This window comes from Klebsiella sp. JN_Kp122 (genome assembly GCF_040062085.1).
In the GTDB taxonomy this organism is placed as follows: Bacteria; Pseudomonadota; Gammaproteobacteria; order Enterobacterales; family Enterobacteriaceae; genus Klebsiella; species Klebsiella aerogenes.
Map to the genome: position 1 here is coordinate 19,853 of NZ_JBEAHW010000038.1, position 21,683 is coordinate 41,535.

Sequence of the window (21,683 nt, forward strand, 5' to 3'; positions counted from 1 at the left end):
GTCGACTGGGCTTCGTTGCCCGGGATAATCTCCGTGGCGCATCCTGAAAAATTTCGTGTATGGCATAGATATTAACCTGAGCGACGACGATTACGAGGCGGGCCATTACGGCGCGGGCCATTACCTGGGCGGGTGCGCGTTAAACGCAGCGGCTTCGGTAAATCGGTCATCAGCGCGTCCGGATTGTACTTGCTGACCGGGATCGAGTGGCCGATATAGGTTTCGATTGCCGGCAGGTTCAACGCGTATTCTTCGCAGGCCAGGCTGATGGAGTGCCCGCTGGCGCCCGCGCGGCCGGTACGGCCGATACGGTGGACATAGTCTTCGCAGTCATCCGGCAGGTCATAGTTAAAGACATGGGTGACGGCTGGGATATGCAGGCCGCGAGCGGCTACGTCGGTCGCAACCAGAATATCGAGATCGCCGCGGGTGAACTCTTCGAGAATACGCAGGCGTTTTTTCTGCGCCACGTCGCCGGTCAGCAGGCCGACGCGATGTCCATCTGCCGCCAGATGGCCCCAGATATCTTCACAACGATGCTTGGTGTTGGCGAAAACAATAGCGCGGTCGGGCCACTCTTCTTCCAGCAGCGTCTGCAGCAGGCGCATTTTTTCGTCGTTGGAAGGATAGAACAACTCTTCTTTAATGCGGTGGCCGGTTTTCTGTTCCGGTTCGACTTCAACGTACTCGGCGTTGTTCATCTGTTCGAATGCCAGTTCGCGTACGCGATAAGACAGCGTGGCGGAGAACAGCATGTTCAGGCGCTGAGTGGCCGGCGGCATGCGGCGGAATAGCCAGCGGATATCTTTAATAAAGCCGAGATCGTACATGCGATCGGCTTCGTCGAGCACGACAACCTGAATGGCGCCGAGATTAATGTGGTTTTGTTTGGCGTAATCGATCAGTCGACCGGTGGTGCCGATCAGAATATCAACGCCGCTTTCCAGTACTTTCAGCTGCTTATCGTAGCCGTCGCCGCCGTAAGCCAGACCGAGCTTCAGACCGGTGGCCTGCGCCAGCGGTTCGGCGTCAGCGTGAATCTGTACCGCCAGCTCGCGCGTTGGCGCCATGATCAGCGCGCGCGGTTGGTTAACCTGGCGGTCTGCGATGGCCGGGTGAGAGAGAAGATAATGAAACGTTGACGTCAGAAACGCCATCGTTTTACCGGTACCGGTTTGCGCCTGCCCGGCGACATCGCGGCCTTCCAGCGTGAGCGGAAGGGCGAGAGCCTGAATGGGTGTGCAATTATGAAACCCTTTTTTTTCAAGGGCTTCGACAACTGCCGGGTGCAGGGCGAAGTCGGAAAACTTCTGTTCTGTCAAATGTGTTTTGCTCATAGTGTGGTAGAATATCAGCTAACTATTGCATTAAGAAAGCGTATCCGGTGAAATAACGTCAACCTTTCGTTGGCGATATACGAAATTATTCAAGGTGCGTCTCCGGCTACTGAATGGATCCCGGAAAGCTTAGACTACTAAGCGCAACGGGGGCGGTAAATCTGCCGCAGGTAGATTTGCAGACAGTGCGCTTAAGCATCGGCGGTGGTGGTCCATGGTGGATCCATTCCCGCAGGTAGCTTATAAAAGAGGCATCCTGAAGAATAGCGTGCATAACGTAGCATCAACACGTCGTTGATGGCTGCGACACCAACACACCAGGCTTATTCCTGTGGAGTTATATATGAGCGATAAAATTATTCACCTGACTGACGACAGTTTTGACACGGACGTACTCAAGGCTGACGGGCTGACCCTCGTCGATTTCTGGGCAGAGTGGTGTGGTCCGTGCAAAATGATCGCCCCGATTCTGGATGAGATCGCTGAAGAGTATCAAGGCAAACTGACCGTGGCTAAACTGAACATCGATCAGAACCCGGGCACGGCGCCGAAGTACGGCATCCGCGGCATCCCGACGCTGCTGCTGTTCAAAAACGGCGAAGTCGCGGCGACCAAAGTCGGCGCGCTGTCCAAAGGCCAACTGAAAGAGTTCCTCGACGCCAACCTGGCGTAATCGGTTTGCCATTCCGGCGTCCGGATTCCTATTTTTTGTGGAACTCTGGACGCCCGGCCTGAGTCGTGCTAAGTTAATTCCAGACTTCGTTTTAAACATACCTATTGTTTGAATCTTGTTTTACCCAAAGCGTCCCGCAGACTATGCGCGTGAGGCTAATAATTCCGGGCTTATCACTCATTCCGTCTTGTCGTTTCAGTTCTGCGTTCTTTCCTGTGACCAGGCAACGTACAGACACGAGATGAAGCCGCTAACAGGCATGGATGTTCCTGCCATACCATTCACAACATTAAGTTCGAGATTTACCCCGAGTTTAAGAACCCACACCACTATGAATCTTACCGAATTAAAGAATACGCCGGTTTCTGAGCTGATTACTCTCGGCGAAAATATGGGGCTGGAAAACCTGGCTCGTATGCGTAAGCAGGATATTATTTTTGCCATCCTCAAGCAGCATTCAAAGAGTGGCGAAGATATCTTTGGCGATGGCGTACTGGAGATACTGCAGGATGGATTTGGATTCCTCCGCTCAGCAGACAGCTCCTACCTCGCCGGTCCAGACGACATCTACGTATCCCCCAGCCAAATCCGCCGCTTCAACCTCCGCACTGGTGACACCATTTCCGGTAAGATTCGTCCTCCTAAAGAGGGTGAACGTTACTTCGCGCTGCTGAAAGTTAACGAAGTTAACTACGACAAGCCGGAAAACGCGCGTAACAAGATTCTGTTCGAGAACTTAACGCCGCTGCACGCGAATTCACGCCTGCGTATGGAGCGTGGTAATGGTTCTACCGAAGACTTAACCGCTCGCGTACTGGATCTGGCATCGCCGATTGGCCGCGGCCAGCGTGGTCTGATCGTCGCGCCGCCGAAAGCCGGTAAAACCATGCTGCTGCAGAACATCGCGCAGAGCATCGCGTACAACCATCCTGACTGCGTGCTGATGGTGTTGCTTATCGACGAACGTCCGGAAGAAGTGACCGAGATGCAGCGTCTGGTTAAAGGCGAAGTTGTTGCTTCTACCTTTGACGAACCCGCATCTCGTCACGTGCAAGTTGCCGAAATGGTTATCGAGAAAGCGAAACGTCTGGTTGAGCACAAAAAAGACGTTATTATCCTGCTCGACTCCATCACCCGTCTGGCTCGTGCCTACAACACCGTGGTTCCGGCTTCCGGTAAAGTGCTGACCGGTGGTGTGGACGCCAACGCCCTGCATCGTCCGAAGCGTTTCTTCGGTGCGGCGCGTAATGTGGAAGAGGGCGGCAGCCTGACCATCATCGCTACCGCGCTTATCGATACCGGCTCTAAAATGGATGAAGTTATCTACGAAGAGTTTAAAGGTACCGGTAACATGGAACTGCACCTCTCCCGTAAGATTGCGGAAAAACGCGTCTTCCCGGCTATCGACTACAACCGTTCCGGTACCCGTAAAGAAGAGCTGCTGACCACCCAGGAAGAACTGCAGAAAATGTGGATCCTGCGCAAAATCATCCATCCAATGGGTGAAATCGACGCAATGGAGTTCCTCATTAACAAGCTGGCGATGACCAAAACTAACGACGACTTCTTCGATATGATGAAGCGTTCGTAGGACGGAATACGCCGAAAAAACGCCACGCGATTGCGTGGCGTTTTGTTTTGTAGCTTTGTATGATCCAGGCGGGAAAAGCACCGCCAACGTTGACGTATGATATGCGCGGCGGGTTAAGCAGAAAGGACTTTAACAGTCTAAAATATATACAATAAATTTGTAATGTTCTGCTTTTCCCCTTCAGGAGTGGAGACATCATCGTTATACTCCCCGGATTAACTATGCTGAGAGCACATGTGTTGTGAATTTACTCACTGCTATTACTGAATTAATCAGTGTTTTCTTATTCACGACCCTGTTTATATTTGTTGCCCGTAAAGCAGCGAAAAAAATTGGGTTAGTGGATAAGCCAAACTATCGGAAACGGCATCAAGGTTTGATTCCGTTAGTTGGTGGTATCTCAGTTTATGCCGGTATTTGTTTTACCTTTGCGATTGCCGATTATTATATCCCTCATGCCACGCTGTATCTGGCCTGCGCGGGGGTGCTGGTGTTGGTCGGCGCGTTGGATGACCGATTTGATATCAGCGTAAAAATTCGTGCGGTTATTCAGGCCGCGATAGCCGTTATCATGATGACGGCGGGTAATCTGCATCTCAGCAGCCTCGGCTATATTTTCGGTTCGTGGGAGTTAGTCCTCGGCCCCTTTGGTTTTTTCCTCACGCTTTTCGCCGTTTGGGCGGCAATCAACGCCTTCAATATGGTGGATGGCATTGACGGGTTGCTCGGCGGGCTTTCGTCCGTCTCCTTCGCGGCAACCGGCATCATCTTATGGTTTGATGGCCAGTACAGCCTGGCGATGTGGTGTTTTGCGATGATCGCCGCCATTCTGCCCTATATTTTACTTAATCTTGGCGCGCTTGGACGTCGCTATAAAGTGTTTATGGGTGATGCCGGCAGTACCATGATTGGCTTCACCATTATCTGGATCCTGCTGGAGACGACGCAGGGCAAAACGCATCCCATCAGCCCGGTGACGGCGCTGTGGATTATTGCGATTCCACTGATGGATATGGTGGCGATTATGTATCGCCGCCTGCGAAAGGGGATGAGCCCGTTCTCGCCAGATCGTCAGCATATTCATCATTTGATCATGCGTGCCGGGTTTACTTCCCGGCAGGCCTTTGTCCTGATTACGCTGGCTGCCGCTTTACTGGCGCTGGTCGGCGTAGTGGCGGAATACACCCGTATTGTTCCTGAATGGGTGATGTTAATACTCTTTTTGTTTGCTTTTTTACTTTATGGCTACTGCATTAAGCGCGCATGGAAAGTGGCGCGTCTGGTTAAGCGCATTAGACGCAGAATTCGGCGACACAGCGGCAATAATCCAAATTTAACCAAGTAAAACTGGGGAAGTGATGACTCAACCATTACCGGGAGCACAAGCAGTGAACGTTGAGAACGAACTGGATATTCGCGGGCTGTTTCGCGCCTTATGGGCAGGAAAAGGCTGGATAGTCGGCATCGCCGTGCTGTTCGCACTGATCGTTCTTATTTATTCCTTTTTTGCTCGCCAGGAGTGGAGCGCGACGGCAATTACCGACCGGCCGACCGTCAATATGCTGGGCGGATACTATTCGCAACAGCAGTTCTTACGTAACCTGGATATCAAAGCCGATCTGGCTTCGGTAGACCAACCTTCCGCCATGGATGAGGCATACAAAGAGTTTATTATGCAACAGGCGTCATGGGATACCCGCCGTGACTTCTGGCTGCAGACCGATTACTACAAGCAGCGCCAGTCAGGCAACTCACGCGCGGATGCCGCGATGCTTGACGATCTGATTAACGATATTCAGTTTATCCCCGGCGACCCGCTGAAAAGCGTCAATGACAGCATCAAGCTGACGGCGGAGACCGCGCCAGATGCCAATAATCTGCTGCGTCAGTATGTCGCTTTTGCCAGCCAACGTGCCGCTGGTCATCTTAATGATGAGCTGAAGGGCGCCTGGGCGGCGCGTACGGTACAGATGAAAGCGCAGGTGAAGCGTCAGGAAGAGGTGGCAAGCGAGATCTTCAACCGCCGCGTGCAGAGCGTCGAGCAGGCGTTGAAAATCGCCCAGCAACATAACATTTCCCGCAGCGAGACCGATGTTCCGGCGGAACAGCTGCCGGCCTCCGAACTCTTCTTACTTGGCCGGCCGATGCTGCAGGCGCGCCTCGAAAATCTGCAGGCCGTAGGGCCGGAATACGATCTCGACTATGACCAGAACCGCGCCATGCTGAACACGCTAAACGTTGGCCCGACGCTGGATCCACGTTTTCAGACTTACAGATATTTGCGTACGCCGGAAGAACCTGTAAAACGCGATAGCCCGCGGCGTGTATTTCTGATGATCATGTGGGGGATTGTGGGCGCGCTCATCGGCGCAGGCGTGGCGTTAGCACGTCGTCGTGTCCAGTGAATGGGGCCTGTGATGAAGGCTCCGCGCCATCATCACCTAATCGAAGAGAATCGATGTGAAAGTACTAACTGTATTTGGCACGAGACCAGAAGCCATCAAGATGGCGCCGCTGGTCCATGCGCTGGCAAAGGATCCTCATTTTGAGGCAAAGGTTTGCGTAACCGCGCAGCATCGGGAGATGCTCGATCAGGTGTTGAAACTGTTTTCGATTACGCCGGACTACGATCTGAACATTATGCAGCCGGGTCAGGGATTAACCGAGATCACCTGCCGCATTCTGCAAGGTTTAAAGCCGGTACTGGAGTCATTTAAGCCGGACGTGGTGCTGGTACATGGCGATACCACGACGACGATGGCGGCCAGCCTGGCGGCGTTTTATCAGCGCATCCCGGTGGGCCACGTGGAAGCGGGCCTGCGTACCGGCGACCTGAACTCGCCGTGGCCGGAAGAGGGTAACCGCACGCTGACCGGGCGTCTGGCAATGTACCATTTCGCCCCGACCGCCACCTCGCGCGATAACCTGCTGCGGGAAAATATTAACGAAGAACGCATTACCGTCACCGGCAATACGGTGATCGATGCGTTGTTCTGGGTTCGCGATCGTGTCCTTGGTGACGAGGCGCTGCGCAATGAACTGATGCAGCGCTACCCGTTCCTCGAAGAGGATAAGAAATTAATTCTGGTGACCGGCCACCGCCGCGAGAGCTTTGGTCTCGGCTTTGAGCACATTTGCCATGCGCTGGCGGATATCGCCAGCCATCACCCTGATGTACAGATTGTTTATCCGGTTCACCTGAACCCGAACGTCAGCGAGCCGGTTAACCGTATTCTCGGCCATGTCGCTAACGTGAAATTAATTGATCCGCAGGATTACCTGCCGTTCGTCTGGCTGATGAATCGCGCGTGGCTGATTCTGACCGATTCCGGCGGGATTCAGGAAGAAGCGCCGTCGCTTGGGAAACCGGTACTGGTGATGCGCGAAATGACGGAGCGCCCGGAGGCGGTCGCCGCTGGCACCGTACGTCTGGTCGGCACCGACAGGCAGCGTATCGTCGATGAAGTCACCCGTCTGCTGCAGGATGATGCCGCCTGGCAGGCAATGAGTCGGGCCCATAACCCTTACGGCGATGGTCAGGCATGCGATCGTATTTTATCCGCTCTTAAAAATAATCAGGTAACGCTATGAGTTTTTCTACCATTTCAGTGATTGGCCTTGGGTACATTGGTCTGCCAACCGCTGCCGCATTTGCTTCCCGGCAACGGCGGGTGGTTGGCGTGGACATCAATCAACACGCCGTTGAGACCATTAACCGTGGTGAGATTCATATCGTCGAGCCGGATTTAGCGAGCGTCGTAAAAACGGCGGTTGAACAGGGATATTTAAGCGCCACCACCGTGCCGGTGGAGTCTGACGCCTACCTGATTGCCGTCCCGACGCCGTTTAAAGGCGGGCATGAGCCAGATATGGCCTTTGTTGAATCCGCCGCTAAATCTATTGCCCCGACCCTGAAGAAAGGGGCGTTAGTGATCCTGGAATCCACCTCGCCGGTCGGTTCGACTGAACAGATGGCCGAGTGGCTGGCGGCGATGCGCCCCGATCTCTGCTTCCCACAGCAGGTGGGCGAGGCGGCCGACGTTAATGTCGCCTACTGTCCGGAGCGCGTGCTGCCGGGGCAGGTGATGGTTGAGCTCATCAAAAACGACCGCGTTATTGGCGGCATGTCGCCGGTCTGCTCGGCGCGTGCCAGTGAGCTGTATAAAATCTTCCTTGAAGGCGAATGCGTGGTGACTAACTCGCGCACTGCGGAAATGTGCAAGCTGACGGAAAACAGCTTCCGCGACGTCAACATCGCCTTTGCTAACGAACTATCGCTGATTTGCGCCGACCAGGGGATCAACGTCTGGGAACTGATCCGCCTGGCGAACCGCCATCCGCGCGTCAATATTCTGCAGCCGGGTCCGGGCGTCGGCGGCCACTGTATCGCCGTCGACCCGTGGTTTATCGTGGCGCAAAACCCGCAGCAGGCGCGTCTGATTCGCACCGCGCGCGAGGTTAACGACCACAAGCCGGAATGGGTTATCGAACGGGTGAAAGCACAGGTTGCCGAGTGCCTGAATGCCAGCAATAAACGCGCCAGTGAACTGACTATTGCCTGCTTCGGCCTGGCCTTTAAGCCTAACATTGATGATCTACGTGAAAGCCCGGCGATGGAAATTGCCGCGCAGATCGCCCGCTGGCACAGCGGCGTGACGCAGGTGGTTGAGCCCAACATTCACACGCTGCCGAAGAAGCTTGATGGCCTGTGTACGCTGGCGACCCTTGATGATGCGCTGGCGAGCGCCGATGTGCTGGTGATGCTGGTCGATCACAACGAGTTTAAAGCCGTTAGCGGCGATAGCGTTACCCAGGCCTATATCATCGACACCAAAGGAGTGTGGCGGTGAGAATCCTACCCTCGTCTGGTTCATCCAATGCCTCTGCGCGCCAGTATTGAAGCGCTGGAGTGGGAAAACCGCTTCTTCGCCGTTAATAGCGGTATCGTTCGCTTTGACGAGCGCGCGCCGCTGCTCACCGCTGAATCCCTGGCAGGATGGGCGCGAGTGCAAGCGAAAGTCGCCGCCAGCGACACCGCCCGGCTGGATGCGCTACAGGAGATCGGTTTTCAACTGGTGGAAGGCGAGGTCGATCTGGCGTTGCCGGTAGGCGAGCCGGCTGATGCCGGCGCCGAATGGGCCGTTGAAGGCGATATTGCGCGGCTACGCGAACTGGCGGCACAGGCCTTTGCTATGAGCCGTTTTCGCGCTCCCTGGTATGCCGCTGACGCCAGCGGCCGATTCTACGCGCAATGGATTGAAAACGCGGTGCTGGGGACCTTTGACCACCAGTGTCTGCTATTTCGCGCGTCCGATGGCGACATCCGCGCATTTGTTTCTTTGCGTCAGCTCAACGACACCGACGCGCGTATCGGCCTGCTGGCCGGGCGCGGCGCTGGCGCCGAGCTTATGCAGGCGGCGCGCCACTGGGCGGCGCAACGCGGGCTTTCTACACTGCGGGTGGCGACCCAGATGGGCAACACCGCCGCGCTTAAACGTTATATTCTCAGCGGTGCGAATGTGGAAAGCACCGCGTACTGGTTATACAGGTGACACGATGATTCCATTTAACGCACCGCCGGTGGTGGGGACTGAGCTCGATTACATGCAATCGGCGATGAACAGCGGCAAGCTTTGCGGCGACGGCGGTTTTACTCGTCGCTGCCAGCAGTGGTTTGAACAGCGCTTCGGCACCGCCAAAGCGCTGCTGACGCCATCCTGCACCGCGTCGCTGGAGATGGCGGCGCTGCTGCTGGATATTCAGCCTGGTGATGAAGTCATCATGCCCAGCTATACCTTTGTTTCCACCGCCAATGCCTTTGTGCTGCGCGGGGCGAAAATCGTCTTCGTCGATATCCGTCGCGATACGATGAATATTGATGAATCGCTGATAGAAGCCGCAATCACTGATAAAACCCGGGCGATCGTGCCGGTGCATTATGCGGGCGTGGCCTGTGAAATGGACACCATCATGGCGCTCGCCGCCAAATATAACCTGTTTGTGGTGGAAGACGCCGCGCAGGGCGTGATGTCCACCTATAAGGGCCGCGCGCTGGGCACCATCGGCCATATTGGCTGCTTTAGCTTCCATGAGACGAAAAACTACACCGCCGGTGGTGAAGGCGGCGCAACGCTTATCAACGATCGTAAACTGGTGGAACGCGCGGAAATCATTCGCGAAAAGGGCACTAACCGTAGCCAGTTCTTCCGCGGTTTGGTGGATAAGTACACCTGGCGCGATATCGGTTCCAGCTATTTGATGTCCGATCTACAGGCCGCCTATCTCTGGGCGCAACTGGAAGCCGCGGAGCGGATTAACCAACAGCGCCTGACGCTGTGGCAAACTTATTATGACGCGCTCCTGCCGCTGGCGCGCGCGGGCCGTATCGATCTGCCGGCGGTGCCGGCGGATTGCGGACAAAACGCGCATATGTTTTACATTAAGCTGCGGGATAACGATGACCGCGCGGCGCTGATTAACTGGCTGAAAGAGGCAGAAATTCTGGCGGTGTTCCACTATATTCCGCTCCATAGCTGCCCGGCTGGCGAACAGTTCGGCGAGTTCTGCGGCGAAGATCGTTATACCACCCAGGAGAGTGAACGCCTGCTGCGTTTGCCGCTGTTCTACAACCTGTCTGCGGTAAACCAACGGACGGTGATTAATTCACTGCTGAGCTACTTCTCCTGATATGTCGTTGGCAAAAGCATCACTGTGGACCGCGGCGTCCACCTTAGTCAAAATAGGCGCCGGTCTGCTGGTGGTAAAGCTGCTGGCGGTCTCATTTGGCCCGGCGGGCGTAGGCCAGGCCGGTAACTTCCGGCAACTGGTCACCGTTCTGGGCGTCCTGGCGGGCGCCGGGATTTTTAATGGCGTCACTAAGCTGGTTGCCCAACATCACGACGATCCGCTACGCCTGAAGCAGGTGGTTGGAACCTCGTCATCAATGGTGCTCGGTTTTTCCACCCTGCTGGCGCTGGTCTTTTTGCTGGCGGCGGCGCCCATAAGCCAGGCGCTGTTCGGCCATTCACACTATCAGAATCTGGTACGTCTGGTGGCGCTGGTGCAGATGGGAATTGCGTGGGCCAACTATCTGCTGGCGCTGATGAAAGGTTTTCGCGATGCGGCGGGTAACGCTTTTTCGCTGATTGCCGGGAGTCTGATTGGCGTGGCGGCCTACTACGCCTGTTACTACTTCGGTGGTTATCAGGGGGCGCTGTTAGGGCTGGCCTTAGTTCCCGCGCTGGTGGTGGTTCCGGCCGCCATTATGCTTTGGCGGCGCGGCGCGATCCCGCTGAACGCGCTACGTCCGCGTTGGGATAACGGGCTTGCGGGGCAACTATCGAAATTTACCCTGATGGCGCTGATTACCTCGGTGACGCTGCCGGTGGCCTATGTGATGATGCGTAATCTGCTGGCGGCGCATTACGGCTGGGAGGCGGTCGGTATCTGGCAGGGGGTGAGCAGTATCTCGGATGCCTACCTGCAGTTTATTACCGCTTCCTTTAGCGTATATCTGCTGCCGACGTTGTCGCGGTTGAGCGCCAAGACGGACATCACGCGTGAGATAGTGAAGTCGTTGAAATTCGTCCTGCCGGCGGTGGCGGCGGCAAGCCTGATGGTCTGGCTGCTGCGCGATTTTGCCATCTGGTTACTGTTTTCCGCGCGCTTCACCGCGATGCGCGACCTGTTTGCCTGGCAGTTGGTGGGCGATGTTTTAAAAGTTGGCGCTTACGTCTACGGCTATCTGGTGATCGCCAAAGCGTCATTGCGTTTTTATATTCTGACGGAAATCAGCCAGTTCACGCTGCTGACCGCATTTTCACACTGGCTTATTCCGGCGCACGGCGCACTTGGCGCGGCGCAGGCGTATATGGCCACTTATATTGTTTATTTCGCCCTTTGTAGTGGCGTGTTTTTACTCTGGCGTAAACGGGCATGACAGCACTGATACACGTACTGGGATCGGATATCCCGCACCACAACCAGACCGTATTGCGGTTCTTTAACGACGAACTGGCCGCCGACGCGCGGGCCAGGACGTTTATGGTCGTGGGTGATGCGACAGGTATGCGCGAGGCGTATCCGGCGCTGGAAATTACCTGCTATCCGGGTAAGAAATCGCTGGCGCAGGCGGTGATTGCCAAAGCGAAAGCCGATCGCCAGCAGCGCTTTTTTTTCCACGGCCAGTTTAATACCGGTCTGTGGCTGGCGTTGTTGAGCGGCGGGATCCGCCCGTCGCAATTTAACTGGCATATCTGGGGCGCGGATCTGTATGAAAACTCAGCCAGCCTGAAATTCCGTCTGTTTTATCCTCTGCGCCGCATGGCGCAAGGGCGGGTAGGGCGCGTCTTCGCCACCCGCGGCGATCTCAGCTGGTTTGCTAACCGCCATCCGCGAGTGCCGGGCGAACTGCTGTACTTCCCGACGCGTATGGATCCGGCGCTAAACTCCCTTGCCGATACCGCCCCGCGCGGTGACACCCTGACCATTCTGGTAGGAAATTCCGGCGATCGGAGTAATGAGCATATTGCAGCGCTAAAGGCGATTCATCAGCAGTTTGGCGATACGGTGAATGTCATCGTACCGATGGGCTATCCGGCCAACAATGAAGCGTACATTGACGAAGTGCGCCAGGCGGGAGCGGCGCTGTTTAGTCGCGAGCATCTGCAGATCCTCAGCGAGAAGCTTGAGTTTGATGATTATCTGGCGTTGCTGCGCCGCTGCGACCTGGGCTATTTCCTGTTTGCGCGCCAGCAGGGTATCGGCACGCTGTGCCTGCTGATTCAGGCGGGTATTCCCTGCGTGCTCAATCGCGAAAATCCGTTCTGGCAGGATATGACCGAACAACAGATCCCGGTGCTGTTTACCACCGATACCCTGGATGTCGACGTGGTGCGCGAAGCACAGCGCCAGTTAGCGAGCGTTGATAAAACGCAAATCGCCTTCTTCCGCCCGAACTATCTGGCGGGCTGGCAGCGGGCGCTACAGCTGGCAGCGGAGGCGCGGGTATGACGTTAATGCAATTTAGCGGGCTGTTGGTGGTCTGGCTGCTGTCGACGCTGTTTATCGCTACTGCCACCTGGTTTGAGTTCCGCCGCGTGCGCTTTAACTTCAACGTCTTTTTCTCGTTGTTGTTCCTGCTCACCTTTTTCTTCGGCTTCCCGTTAACCAGTATCCTGGTATTCCGCTTTGACGTCAGCGTGGCGCCGCCGGAGATTTTGCTGCAGACGCTGCTGGTTGCGGTATGCTTCTATGCCATCTACTACGTGACCTACAAAACGCGATTGCGTCCGGCATCGCGCGATGTTCCACGTCGTCCGCTGTTTACCATGAACCGGGTTGAAACTCATCTGGCCTGGGGGATTTTGATGGGGCTGGCGCTGCTGTGCGTCGGTATCTTCTTCGCCCACAACGGTTTCCTGCTCTTTAAGCTCAATTCATACAGCCAGATATTCTCCGCGGAAGTGTCCGGCGTGGCGTTGAAGCGCTTCTTCTACTTCTTTATTCCGGCGATGCTGGTGATCTATTTCCTGCGTCAGGATTACAAGGCGTGGATTTTCTTCCTGGTGAGCACCGTCGCCTTTGGTCTGCTGACCTACGCGATCGTCGGCGGTACCCGCGCCAACATCATTATCGCTTTCGCTATCTTCCTGTTTATCGGCATTATTCGCGGCTGGATCAGCCTGTGGATGCTGGCGGCGGCGGGCGTGCTGGGTATTGTCGGCATGTTCTGGCTGGCGTTGAAGCGCTATGGGATGAACGTTAGCGGCGATGAAGCGTTTTATACATTCCTCTATCTCACGCGCGATACCTTCTCGCCGTGGGAGAACCTGGCGCTGCTGCTGCAGAACTACGACAAGATTGAGTTCCAGGGGCTGGCGCCGATGATCCGCGACTTCTACGTCTTTATCCCCAGCTGGATGTGGCACGGTCGCCCGACAATGGTGCTGAATACCGCCAATTACTTCACCTGGGAAGTGTTAAACAACCATTCGGGGCTGGCGATATCGCCGACGCTGATTGGTTCGCTGGTGGTGATGGGCGGCGTATGGTTCGTACCGCTGGGCGCCGTCGCGGTAGGGCTCATCATTAAATGGTTCGACTGGCTGTACGAACTAGGCAACCGGGAGAGCAATCGCTACAAAGCGGCTATCCTGCACAGTTTCTGTTTCGGCGCTATCTTCAACATGATAGTGCTGGCGCGCGAAGGGTTGGATTCGTTCGGCTCCCGCGTGGTGTTTTTCCTCGTGATCTTTGGTATCTGCTTGTTAGCGGCGAAACTGCTGTACTGGCTCCTGGACAGCGCAGGATTGATTCATAAGCGGGTGAAGCCGCTTTCGCAACCGCAGGTCTGATAAGGATGAACATGACTGATAACACTTCCGCGCCGCAGTATGCGCTGCGAGGGCTGCAGCTGATTGGCTGGCGCGACATGCAGCATGCGCTCAACTATCTCTTCGCCGACGGCGAGCTGCGTCAGGGAACGCTGGTCGCGATCAACGCCGAAAAAATGCTGGCGGTAGAAGATAACCCGGAAGTGCGTGCGCTGATTGAGGCCGCCGAGTTTAAATATGCCGACGGTATTAGCGTCGTGCGCTCATTACGTAAAAAATATCCGCAGGCTGAGGTGTCGCGCGTTGCCGGCGCCGATCTGTGGGAAGCGCTGATGGAGCGGGCTGGCGCTCAGGGAACGCCGGTGTTCCTGATCGGCGGCAAGCCCGAGGTGCTGGCGGAGACGCAAGCGAAGCTGCGTGAGCGCTGGAAGGTCAATATCGTCGGCAGTCAGGACGGCTATTTTTCCGCCGATCAGCGTCAGCAGCTGTTTGAGCGGGTGCGCGACAGCGGGGCGAAAATTGTCACCGTCGCGATGGGATCGCCGCGCCAGGAAATTCTAATGCGCGACTGCCGGCTGGTATATCCCGCCGCGCTGTATATGGGCGTTGGCGGCACTTATGACGTCTTTACCGGCCACGTTCACCGGGCGCCAAAATTCTGGCAGAACCTGGGGCTGGAGTGGTTCTATCGCCTGCTCCTGCAACCGAGCCGTATCAAAAGACAGTTCCGTTTACTGCGCTATTTACGTTGGCATTATTCCGGCAAGCTCTGATATTCCACTGCAACCAGGCGAGATTGCATACATATTCTGTGTAATCTCTTCACTCGCCTGATACTTTATTTGCCATTTCCGTAAAATTAATTAACCATTCGCATGCTTCAAACGCGTGGGGGAGACCTGCGCGCCGGCAAGGCTATGGTTTCAATTAATAACAATAACCGGGAGTACCCGGAGTACAGCAAACACAAGAGGCTTTATGACTGAGAAAAAAGCGGAACTCCAGCGTGGACTGGAGGCCCGGCATATTGAGCTAATCGCGCTAGGCGGGACGATTGGCGTAGGGTTATTCATGGGCGCGGCAAGTACGCTGAAGTGGGCCGGTCCATCCGTCCTGCTGGCGTATATTATCGCCGGTTTATTTGTCTTCTTTATCATGCGTTCGATGGGCGAAATGTTGTTCCTCGAACCGGTAACCGGCTCATTCGCCGTTTACGCGCACCGTTATATGAGCCCGTTCTTCGGCTATCTCACGGCCTGGTCATACTGGTTTATGTGGATGGCGGTGGGAATATCAGAGATCACCGCCATCGGGGTATACGTCCAGTTCTGGTTCCCGGAGATGGCGCAGTGGATCCCGGCGCTAATTGCCGTTGGGTTGGTAGCACTAGCGAATCTGGCGGCAGTGCGTCTGTACGGCGAGATCGAGTTCTGGTTTGCGATGATTAAAGTCACCACCATTATCGTGATGATAGTCATTGGCCTGGGCGTCATCTTCTTTGGCTTCGGCAACGGCGGACAGTCGATCGGTTTTGGCAACCTGACCGAGCACGGTGGCTTCTTCGCCGGCGGCTGGAAAGGCTTCCTGACGGCGCTGTGTATTGTCGTCGCCTCTTATCAGGGCGTTGAACTTATCGGTATCACCGCCGGGGAAGCGAAAAACCCGCAGGTCACGTTGCGTAGCGCGGTAGGCAAGGTACTGTGGCGTATCCTGATTTTCTACGTGGGGGCGATTTTCGTTATCGTGACTATCTTCCCGTGGAACCAGATTGGATCGACCGGTAGCCCATTCGTTCTCACTTTCGCCAAAATCGGCATTACCGCGGCGGCGGGGATTATCAACTTCGTGGTGCTGACCGCAGCGCTGTCGGGCTGTAACAGCGGGATGTATAGCTGTGGGCGTATGCTGTACGCGCTGGCGCGCAACCGTCAGCTACCGGCGGCAATGGCCAAAGTATCGCGTCAGGGCGTGCCGGTGGCGGGCGTCGCGCTGTCGATCGTGATTCTGCTAATCGGTTCGTGCCTGAACTACATTATTCCTAACCCGCAGCGCGTGTTTGTCTATGTCTATAGCGCCAGCGTGTTGCCGGGGATGGTGCCGTGGTTTGTGATCCTGATTAGCCAGCTGCGTTTTCGCCGCGAGCATCAGCAGGCGATGGCCAGCCATCCGTTCCGTTCATTGTTGTTCCCGTGGGCAAACTATTTGACGATGGCTTTCCTCGTTTGTGTGCTGATCGGCATGGGAATTAACGATGAAACCCGGATGTCGCTCTTTGTCGGAATGATTTTCCTCGCCGCGGTGACCCTTATTTATAAGGTTTTCGGCCTCGGCAAGCGGGGAAATCTCGATAAAACGGCGGAATAAGCGCCAAAGCGCACAAACTGTGAGCAAATAGAAATTTTATTTAAAAAGGCACTAGACAGGGGTGGGGGAAGTCCGTATTATCCACCCCCGCAACGGCGCTAAGCGCCCGTAGCTCAGCTGGATAGAGCGCTGCCCTCCGGAGGCAGAGGTCTCAGGTTCGAATCCTGTCGGGCGCACCATTTACCCGGTGCTGGAGCTGCGGTGGTTTTAATACCGCGTAAAAGAATTGTTGTGGTGGCTATAGCTCAGTTGGTAGAGCCCTGGATTGTGATTCCAGTTGTCGTGGGTTCGAATCCCATTAGCCACCCCATTATTTGATAGAGTTGTGAATTGCGAAGGTGGCGGAATTGGTAGACGCGCTAGCTTCAGGTGTTAGTGTTCTTACGGACGTGGGGGTTCAAGTCCCCCCCCTCGCACCACGACTTTAAAGAATTGAACTAAAAATTCAAAAAGCAGTATTTCGGCGAGTAGCGCAGCTTGGTAGCGCAACTGGTTTGGGACCAGTGGGTCGGAGGTTCGAATCCTCTCTCGCCGACCAATTTTGAACCCCGCTTCGGCGGGGTTTTTTGTTTTCCGGCTTTGCCCAATCCTCTTTTATCCCGCTGATCTTTCTCGTAAAAAAAAAGGTTCTACCTCTGCGAATTATTGTCCGGAATTGTCCCAAATGATCGTTGCGATAGATGCAATCCCCCCGGATCCTGTGCGATAATAACCGGGTAGATGCTCATTCCATCTCTTATGTTCGCCTTCGTGCCTCATAAACTCGGGAATGATGCAGAGCCGTACTTACGGTGCTTATCGTCCACTGATAGATGTCGCATTTTATGTCTCATCAAACACCATGGACATTACGTTGAGTGAAGCACCCAATTTGTTGTCAAACAGACCTGTTTTAACGCCTGCCCTGATTTCAGCGCAGGCGTTTTTTTCTTTCAGGGGTAGGCTATTTTTTTCGCGAGAGAAGGGCGCTATCGCCCCATACGAGGCGATAGCGTTATCGTGAATTACTGCTGAGGGTTATTGTGTAGCGTCAACAGCAGGCCGTCACGACGCATGGTCGCCGCTTCTTCCGGCTGGTGCAAGCGGTCCAGCGCATCGGCAAGCCACGCGTAATCAAAGGCATCCGGGCGCTGCTTAAGCGCGGCGCGGAAGGCGATACTGGCCTCCTGCCATTCACCGTGACGCATCAGCGACTGGCCCAGGGTGCTCCACAGTAGCGGACGGTCGCCGACGGCTTTGATCTGCTGGCGCAGCACTTTTTCCAGTTGCTCAGGATTATTGGTCTTCAGCCGTGGGATCGGCATGACCAGGCGGTCGTCGTACTGTTTCTTCAGACCATCGATAATAATTTGCTGTGCGGTATCGTGATCGTCGCTTTCGATCAGGCGTTCGGCCATTGCCACCTGCAGCGGTATCAGCGCGCGCGTTTTACGGCTCTGGTTGCGCCACCATTCGCGTAGCCCTTCGCTACCGCCGTCGGCCAGCGCTTTATCCATCAGTCCAATCCACGCCAGCTGTTCCAACGCGGCGCGGTGCTCTTCATCCGCCACGTTGGCTTTCGCCATAGACGGAATGATGTCCAGCAGCGAATTCCACGCGCCGGTGCGGGTATAGGCCTGCTCGGCGAGACGCAGTACCTCCGGATGACGCGGGGTCACTTCCAGCAGCTTATCGATACCGTGACGGGCGGCGTGGTTTTCATTACGCGCCAGCTGTAGGCGCACGCGGGTGATTTCAACCGGGATCAGATCGTCGCCAGCCAGTTCGGCGGCGCGCTCAAGATGCTGATTGGCGCGAGCTTCATCACCGCGCTGTTGGGCCGCTTCCGCCGCTAACAGATAGTTCACTACCGGTTGTTCGGCGTGATCGGCATTTTTCGCCATCAGCTTTTCAACCTGTTGGTAATCGCCTTCCGCCAGTTTCAGCAGCGCTTGCTCGGTTTGCTTACGCGCGCGGCGGCGCTTACGGCCGACGAACCAGCCGCGCGTGTGCGCGCCGGTACGGAAAATGCGGCGCAGAAGCCACTCGATAGCAAACAGCACGACCATTGCGAGGATCAGGATGATCACAAGACCCGTCACGCTGGTTTCGATATTGTAGTTATCGGTCTGGATCAGAACATAGCCCTGATGGCCCGCGATCATCGGCCCAACGACGATCCCGGCGATCAGCAGTGCGAAAAGCAGGAGAATTTTCAGCATCGGTTATTCTCCTTGCGGCGCAGGGGCTGGCGCGGTCGCTGCTGGCGCTGGCGTCGGAGCGGCTGCCGCAGGCTGGGCCATTAAATTACGCACCCGGGTTTGCATCAGCTTTTCCAGCAGGCTCTGGCTCTGCAGCGTTTCCGGTACGCTCATGGTGATACTCTGCTGACTGAGCTTATCCACTTCTTCAAGGAAAGCCTTGGTAGTGGCGTCTTCAGTATCGTAATAAGCGCGTACCCAGGTGGAGACGTTTTCCAGCGCCTGCTTATAGGTTTCTTCCTGATGACGCGGCACCGCCTGCGCGGCGACCAGCAGGCGAGAACGGATATTTTCGCGCAGATAGACATCCTGATTCGGCGCTAACAGCGGCACCGCCGTTTCGTCGCGGCGGCGTATGGTAATGAAGCTATCCATAAAGTTCTGCCAGCTTTTCTGCAGGTTAACCCGCCATTCGCCGATGGAGCTGGAGAGCTCGTCGCTGTCGGCATCCATCGGGGAATCATCGTCGTTATTATCGGCCAGACGCAGATTGTCGATTTGATTCGCCAGCTGGTTAACTTTGAGGATGATGCCGTCATAATCGACCTGGCTTACCGCCGACAGCGAAGCGATGTCATCGGTGATGGCGCGGCGCGCGCCGATAAGGCTTGGGTCGTTCATGTCGGCGAGGCTGGCATCGGCGCTTTTCAGCAGCGCGGCGGCGGTCGTCACATCCTGATCGCTCCACAGTTTACGTTCCGCCAGCTTAACCAGGAAATCAGCCTGCGCCAGCAGCCAGGTTTTGGCGTCGCTGCCGGAAATCACGGCAACTTTTTGCTGTAGCTCATCAAGCTGTTTCGTCAGGGTTTCCTGTTCACGTTTGGCTTCGCTCAACTGGTCGGCCTGCTGTTTGATGACGCTTTCCAGCTCGCTCTTCTGGCTGTCCTGCGCTTTTTGCAGCGCCGCGAGCTGGCTTGCTAATTCAGAGCTGGTTTCGTTTTGCCGCGTAACCTGCTGCTTATTCAAGCCATACAGGCCAATACCGGCGGCGAGGGCGATAGCGATAGCAATCGCGCTGAGCGCCAGGCTGGTTTTGTTGCCGGCCTTTTTCTTCTCGTTGTTTTCTGGCTGTGGCGTGGTTTCCACGGCCTCCCTGGTCTCTTCAACCACGGCGGATTGATTTTGTTGTTCCGTCATTATGGCTTCCAATGTTGAGAGTTATTGTAATGCGCGTAGCAGCGCATCGTTGTCGGCGTTATCGGCAACCTGAATATCCTGCCAGCCCAATTCCCGGGCCTGAAGGGCCAGACGTTCGCTGACAACGATAAGGCTACAGTGCAGCAGCCACTGTTCGCGATACCACTGGGGTATTAACGACCACAGCTGCTGCAGCATCTCGCCGCTGGTGACCACCAGCGTTGTGACTCCACGAGATTGCCAGCGCATAGCCTCTTCCGCACCATCATAGTACTTCGCACAACGTTGATAACATTCACAAAATGTTACTTCGGCGCCGCGATCTCGCAGCGTGTCGCCGAGTAATTCCCGCCCGCCGTTGCCGCGCAGAATCAGGGCTTTCTTGCCCGCAATGTTTTGTAATTCAGGTAATTGTAGCAAGACTTCGCTGATTTCCCGATCTAACGGGTAACGGATATTTTTACCACTGACCGTATGCAGGGCCAGCGCGGTGGTGCGGCCTATCGAGAAATAGGCCGGGTCGGAGGGCCAGCGTTGGCTCTCCTGCAGCAGACGGGCATGGGCGAATTCCACCGCATGCTGCGACAGCGCAAACAACAAATCGTCCGCGCCTAATGCCGCCAGTTGACGCGGGAGCGCTGCCAGCTCTCTCCCCGGCGTGAATTCAATCAGCGGAAAGCTCCAGGCCACGCGTCCCAGCGCGCGCAGGCGGCTGACTAACTCTTCACCTTGCGGTAGCGGACGGGTGACCAGGATGCTCATCGTGGGGCTTCTCCATCATAGACCGCCGCGAGGATGTCGCGGGCGCCGTTATCCAGTAGCTCTTCCGCCAGCGAGACGCCGAGCGCCTCTGCCTCTTCAGGCCGCCCGCGGCGTTCACCGCGCACGACCAGCGAACCATCCGGCGCGCCCACCAGCGCTCGTAGCCACAGCTCACCATCGCGCAGTTCGGCATAGCTGCCAATCGGCACCTGACAACCGCCTTCGAGACGGGTGTTCATCGCCCGCTCGGCACGTACGCGCACGGCGGTCTCTGTATGGTTAAGCGGCGCTAACAGCGCTTTGGTCCATTCATCGTCAAGGCGGCATTCGATACCCACCGCGCCCTGGCCGACGGCTGGCAGAGATTGTTCAGGCGAGAGCGGCTGGCGAATACGCGCTTCCAGTTTCAGGCGCTTCAGCCCGGCGGCGGCAAGGATAATAGCGTCATACTCGCCGTTATCGAGTTTGCCTAATCGCGTGCCAACGTTGCCGCGTAGCGAGCGAATCACCAGATCGGGGCGCTCTGCCGCCAACTGGCACTGGCGACGTAAACTTGACGTGCCAACGATGCTGCCAGCCGGCAGCGCGTCAATTGAGGCATAGTGATTGGAAACAAATGCGTCGCGCGGATCTTCACGTTCGCAGATGGTGACCAATCCCAGGCCTTCAGGGAATTCGACCGGGACATCTTTCATCGAATGGACGGCGATATCGGCGCGCCCCTCAATCATGGCGAGCTCTAACTCTTTCACAAATAAGCCCTTGCCGCCCACTTTCGCCAGCGGGGTATCAAGGAGCACGTCGCCGCGGGTGACCATTGGCACCAGCTCAACGGAAAGCCCCGGATGACAGGACTCCAGGCGCTCTTTCACATAATGTGCCTGCCATAGCGCAAGCGGGCTTTGCCGTGTGGCAATTCTCAAAACTTTGTCTAACATGCTTGTTACCGTCATTGTCGACCATGAGCCATCCTAACATTGTTGCTTTAGGGATGTTAGTTTCGCGGTTAATGTGGGATGCTGGCATGATGACCTTTAGCGTTTCATGCGCGTGCGGTTGCCGCAAGCGTAGTGGGGAATTTACACCCGGCAAACGGTGCTACACTTGTATGTAGCGCATCTTTCTTTACGGTCAATCAGCAAGGTGTTAAATTGATCACGTTTTAAACCATTTGTCAGCCAGCAGTTCATCACAACCACACCGATGACGAATGGTGACGGTTCTTGTTGAAATACTGAAATCCTC

At 55.8% G+C, this 21,683-nt stretch carries 18 protein-coding genes and 4 tRNA genes; 17 read left to right on the forward strand and 5 right to left on the reverse strand.

Annotated elements, in window-relative coordinates; all coding sequences use genetic code 11:
• Positions 1-71: 71 nt before the first annotated feature.
• A complete protein-coding gene (rhlB, locus tag ABLU78_RS15360) occupies positions 72-1,337 on the reverse strand; it encodes an ATP-dependent RNA helicase RhlB (RefSeq protein WP_015368886.1) in 1,266 nt (421 codons plus the stop codon).
• Between the two features lie 343 nt (positions 1,338-1,680).
• Here rhlB and trxA point away from each other — a divergent pair, with 343 nt between their 5' ends.
• The 17 genes from trxA to ABLU78_RS15445 all read left to right on the forward strand — a co-directional run bounded on the left by trxA (position 1,681) and on the right by ABLU78_RS15445 (position 16,837).
• Complete coding sequence (gene trxA, locus ABLU78_RS15365) at positions 1,681-2,010, forward strand: thioredoxin TrxA (protein ID WP_002883224.1); 330 nt, start codon at positions 1,681-1,683, stop codon at positions 2,008-2,010.
• Between the two features lie 331 nt (positions 2,011-2,341).
• The gene (rho, locus tag ABLU78_RS15370; protein ID WP_002883293.1) at positions 2,342-3,601 is read left to right on the forward strand and encodes a transcription termination factor Rho; all 1,260 of its coding nucleotides are present in this window, start codon (positions 2,342-2,344) and stop codon (positions 3,599-3,601) included.
• A 241-nt stretch (positions 3,602-3,842) separates the two neighbouring features.
• Positions 3,843-4,946, forward strand: a complete 1,104-nt coding sequence (wecA, locus tag ABLU78_RS15375) for a UDP-N-acetylglucosamine--undecaprenyl-phosphate N-acetylglucosaminephosphotransferase (RefSeq protein WP_015368885.1) — start codon at positions 3,843-3,845, stop codon at positions 4,944-4,946.
• 13 nt (positions 4,947-4,959) lie between these two features.
• Entirely contained in the window at positions 4,960-6,006 is a 1,047-nt protein-coding gene (gene wzzE / locus ABLU78_RS15380; protein ID WP_020077604.1) for an ECA polysaccharide chain length modulation protein, read from the forward strand.
• 55 nt (positions 6,007-6,061) lie between these two features.
• Positions 6,062-7,192: a UDP-N-acetylglucosamine 2-epimerase (non-hydrolyzing) gene (wecB, locus tag ABLU78_RS15385; RefSeq protein WP_015703970.1), complete on the forward strand. Its 1,131-nt coding sequence runs from the start codon at positions 6,062-6,064 to the stop codon at positions 7,190-7,192.
• Positions 7,189-8,451 carry a UDP-N-acetyl-D-mannosamine dehydrogenase gene (wecC, locus tag ABLU78_RS15390; RefSeq protein WP_048230023.1) on the forward strand — a complete coding sequence of 421 codons (1,263 nt, stop codon included), beginning with the start codon at positions 7,189-7,191 and terminating at the stop codon, positions 8,449-8,451. Before wecB ends, wecC begins: the two co-directional genes overlap by 4 nt.
• 27 nt (positions 8,452-8,478) lie before the next feature.
• Positions 8,479-9,153: a dTDP-4-amino-4,6-dideoxy-D-galactose acyltransferase gene (gene rffC / locus ABLU78_RS15395; RefSeq protein ID WP_020077602.1), complete on the forward strand. Its 675-nt coding sequence runs from the start codon at positions 8,479-8,481 to the stop codon at positions 9,151-9,153.
• A 4-nt stretch (positions 9,154-9,157) separates the two neighbouring features.
• Positions 9,158-10,288: a dTDP-4-amino-4,6-dideoxygalactose transaminase gene (gene rffA / locus ABLU78_RS15400; RefSeq protein WP_045389293.1), complete on the forward strand. Its 1,131-nt coding sequence runs from the start codon at positions 9,158-9,160 to the stop codon at positions 10,286-10,288.
• Between the two features lies 1 nt (position 10,289).
• The gene (gene wzxE / locus ABLU78_RS15405) at positions 10,290-11,540 is read left to right on the forward strand and encodes a lipid III flippase WzxE (protein ID WP_045389291.1); all 1,251 of its coding nucleotides are present in this window, start codon (positions 10,290-10,292) and stop codon (positions 11,538-11,540) included.
• Positions 11,537-12,613 carry a TDP-N-acetylfucosamine:lipid II N-acetylfucosaminyltransferase gene (locus ABLU78_RS15410; RefSeq protein ID WP_048230024.1) on the forward strand — a complete coding sequence of 359 codons (1,077 nt, stop codon included), beginning with the start codon at positions 11,537-11,539 and terminating at the stop codon, positions 12,611-12,613. Before wzxE ends, ABLU78_RS15410 begins: the two co-directional genes overlap by 4 nt.
• On the forward strand, positions 12,610-13,956 hold the full coding sequence (wzyE, locus tag ABLU78_RS15415) for an ECA oligosaccharide polymerase (protein ID WP_015368875.1): 1,347 nt from the start codon (positions 12,610-12,612) through the stop codon (positions 13,954-13,956). Before ABLU78_RS15410 ends, wzyE begins: the two co-directional genes overlap by 4 nt.
• Before the next feature lie 11 nt (positions 13,957-13,967).
• Positions 13,968-14,708, forward strand: coding sequence for a lipopolysaccharide N-acetylmannosaminouronosyltransferase (gene wecG / locus ABLU78_RS15420; RefSeq protein ID WP_015368874.1), 741 nt, complete (start codon positions 13,968-13,970; stop codon positions 14,706-14,708).
• A 205-nt stretch (positions 14,709-14,913) separates the two neighbouring features.
• Complete coding sequence (locus ABLU78_RS15425; RefSeq protein WP_015368873.1) at positions 14,914-16,299, forward strand: amino acid permease; 1,386 nt, start codon at positions 14,914-14,916, stop codon at positions 16,297-16,299.
• Between the two features lie 102 nt (positions 16,300-16,401).
• Positions 16,402-16,478: transfer RNA gene (locus tag ABLU78_RS15430), tRNA-Arg, on the forward strand.
• A 55-nt stretch (positions 16,479-16,533) separates the two neighbouring features.
• Positions 16,534-16,609, forward strand: a tRNA-His gene (locus ABLU78_RS15435).
• 22 nt (positions 16,610-16,631) lie between these two features.
• Positions 16,632-16,718 (forward strand) — tRNA-Leu (locus tag ABLU78_RS15440).
• A gap of 42 nt (positions 16,719-16,760) precedes the next feature.
• Positions 16,761-16,837: transfer RNA gene (locus ABLU78_RS15445), tRNA-Pro, on the forward strand.
• Positions 16,838-17,303: 466 nt separating this feature from the next.
• Here ABLU78_RS15445 and hemY read toward each other — a convergent pair.
• From hemY to hemC, 4 genes are read right to left on the reverse strand one after another with little or no spacing between them, the layout of a single operon-like run.
• Positions 17,304-18,500 carry a protoheme IX biogenesis protein HemY gene (gene hemY / locus ABLU78_RS15450; RefSeq protein WP_015703976.1) on the reverse strand — a complete coding sequence of 399 codons (1,197 nt, stop codon included), beginning with the start codon at positions 18,498-18,500 and terminating at the stop codon, positions 17,304-17,306.
• Positions 18,501-18,503: 3 nt separating this feature from the next.
• Positions 18,504-19,676 (reverse strand): uroporphyrinogen-III C-methyltransferase, encoded by a 1,173-nt coding sequence (gene hemX, locus ABLU78_RS15455; RefSeq protein ID WP_048230025.1) that lies wholly within the window; start codon positions 19,674-19,676, stop codon positions 18,504-18,506.
• A 21-nt stretch (positions 19,677-19,697) separates the two neighbouring features.
• Positions 19,698-20,438 carry a uroporphyrinogen-III synthase gene (gene hemD / locus ABLU78_RS15460; RefSeq protein ID WP_015368870.1) on the reverse strand — a complete coding sequence of 247 codons (741 nt, stop codon included), beginning with the start codon at positions 20,436-20,438 and terminating at the stop codon, positions 19,698-19,700.
• Complete coding sequence (hemC, locus tag ABLU78_RS15465) at positions 20,435-21,376, reverse strand: hydroxymethylbilane synthase (RefSeq protein WP_015368869.1); 942 nt, start codon at positions 21,374-21,376, stop codon at positions 20,435-20,437. Before hemC ends, hemD begins: the two co-directional genes overlap by 4 nt.
• Positions 21,377-21,683 lie beyond the last annotated feature (307 nt).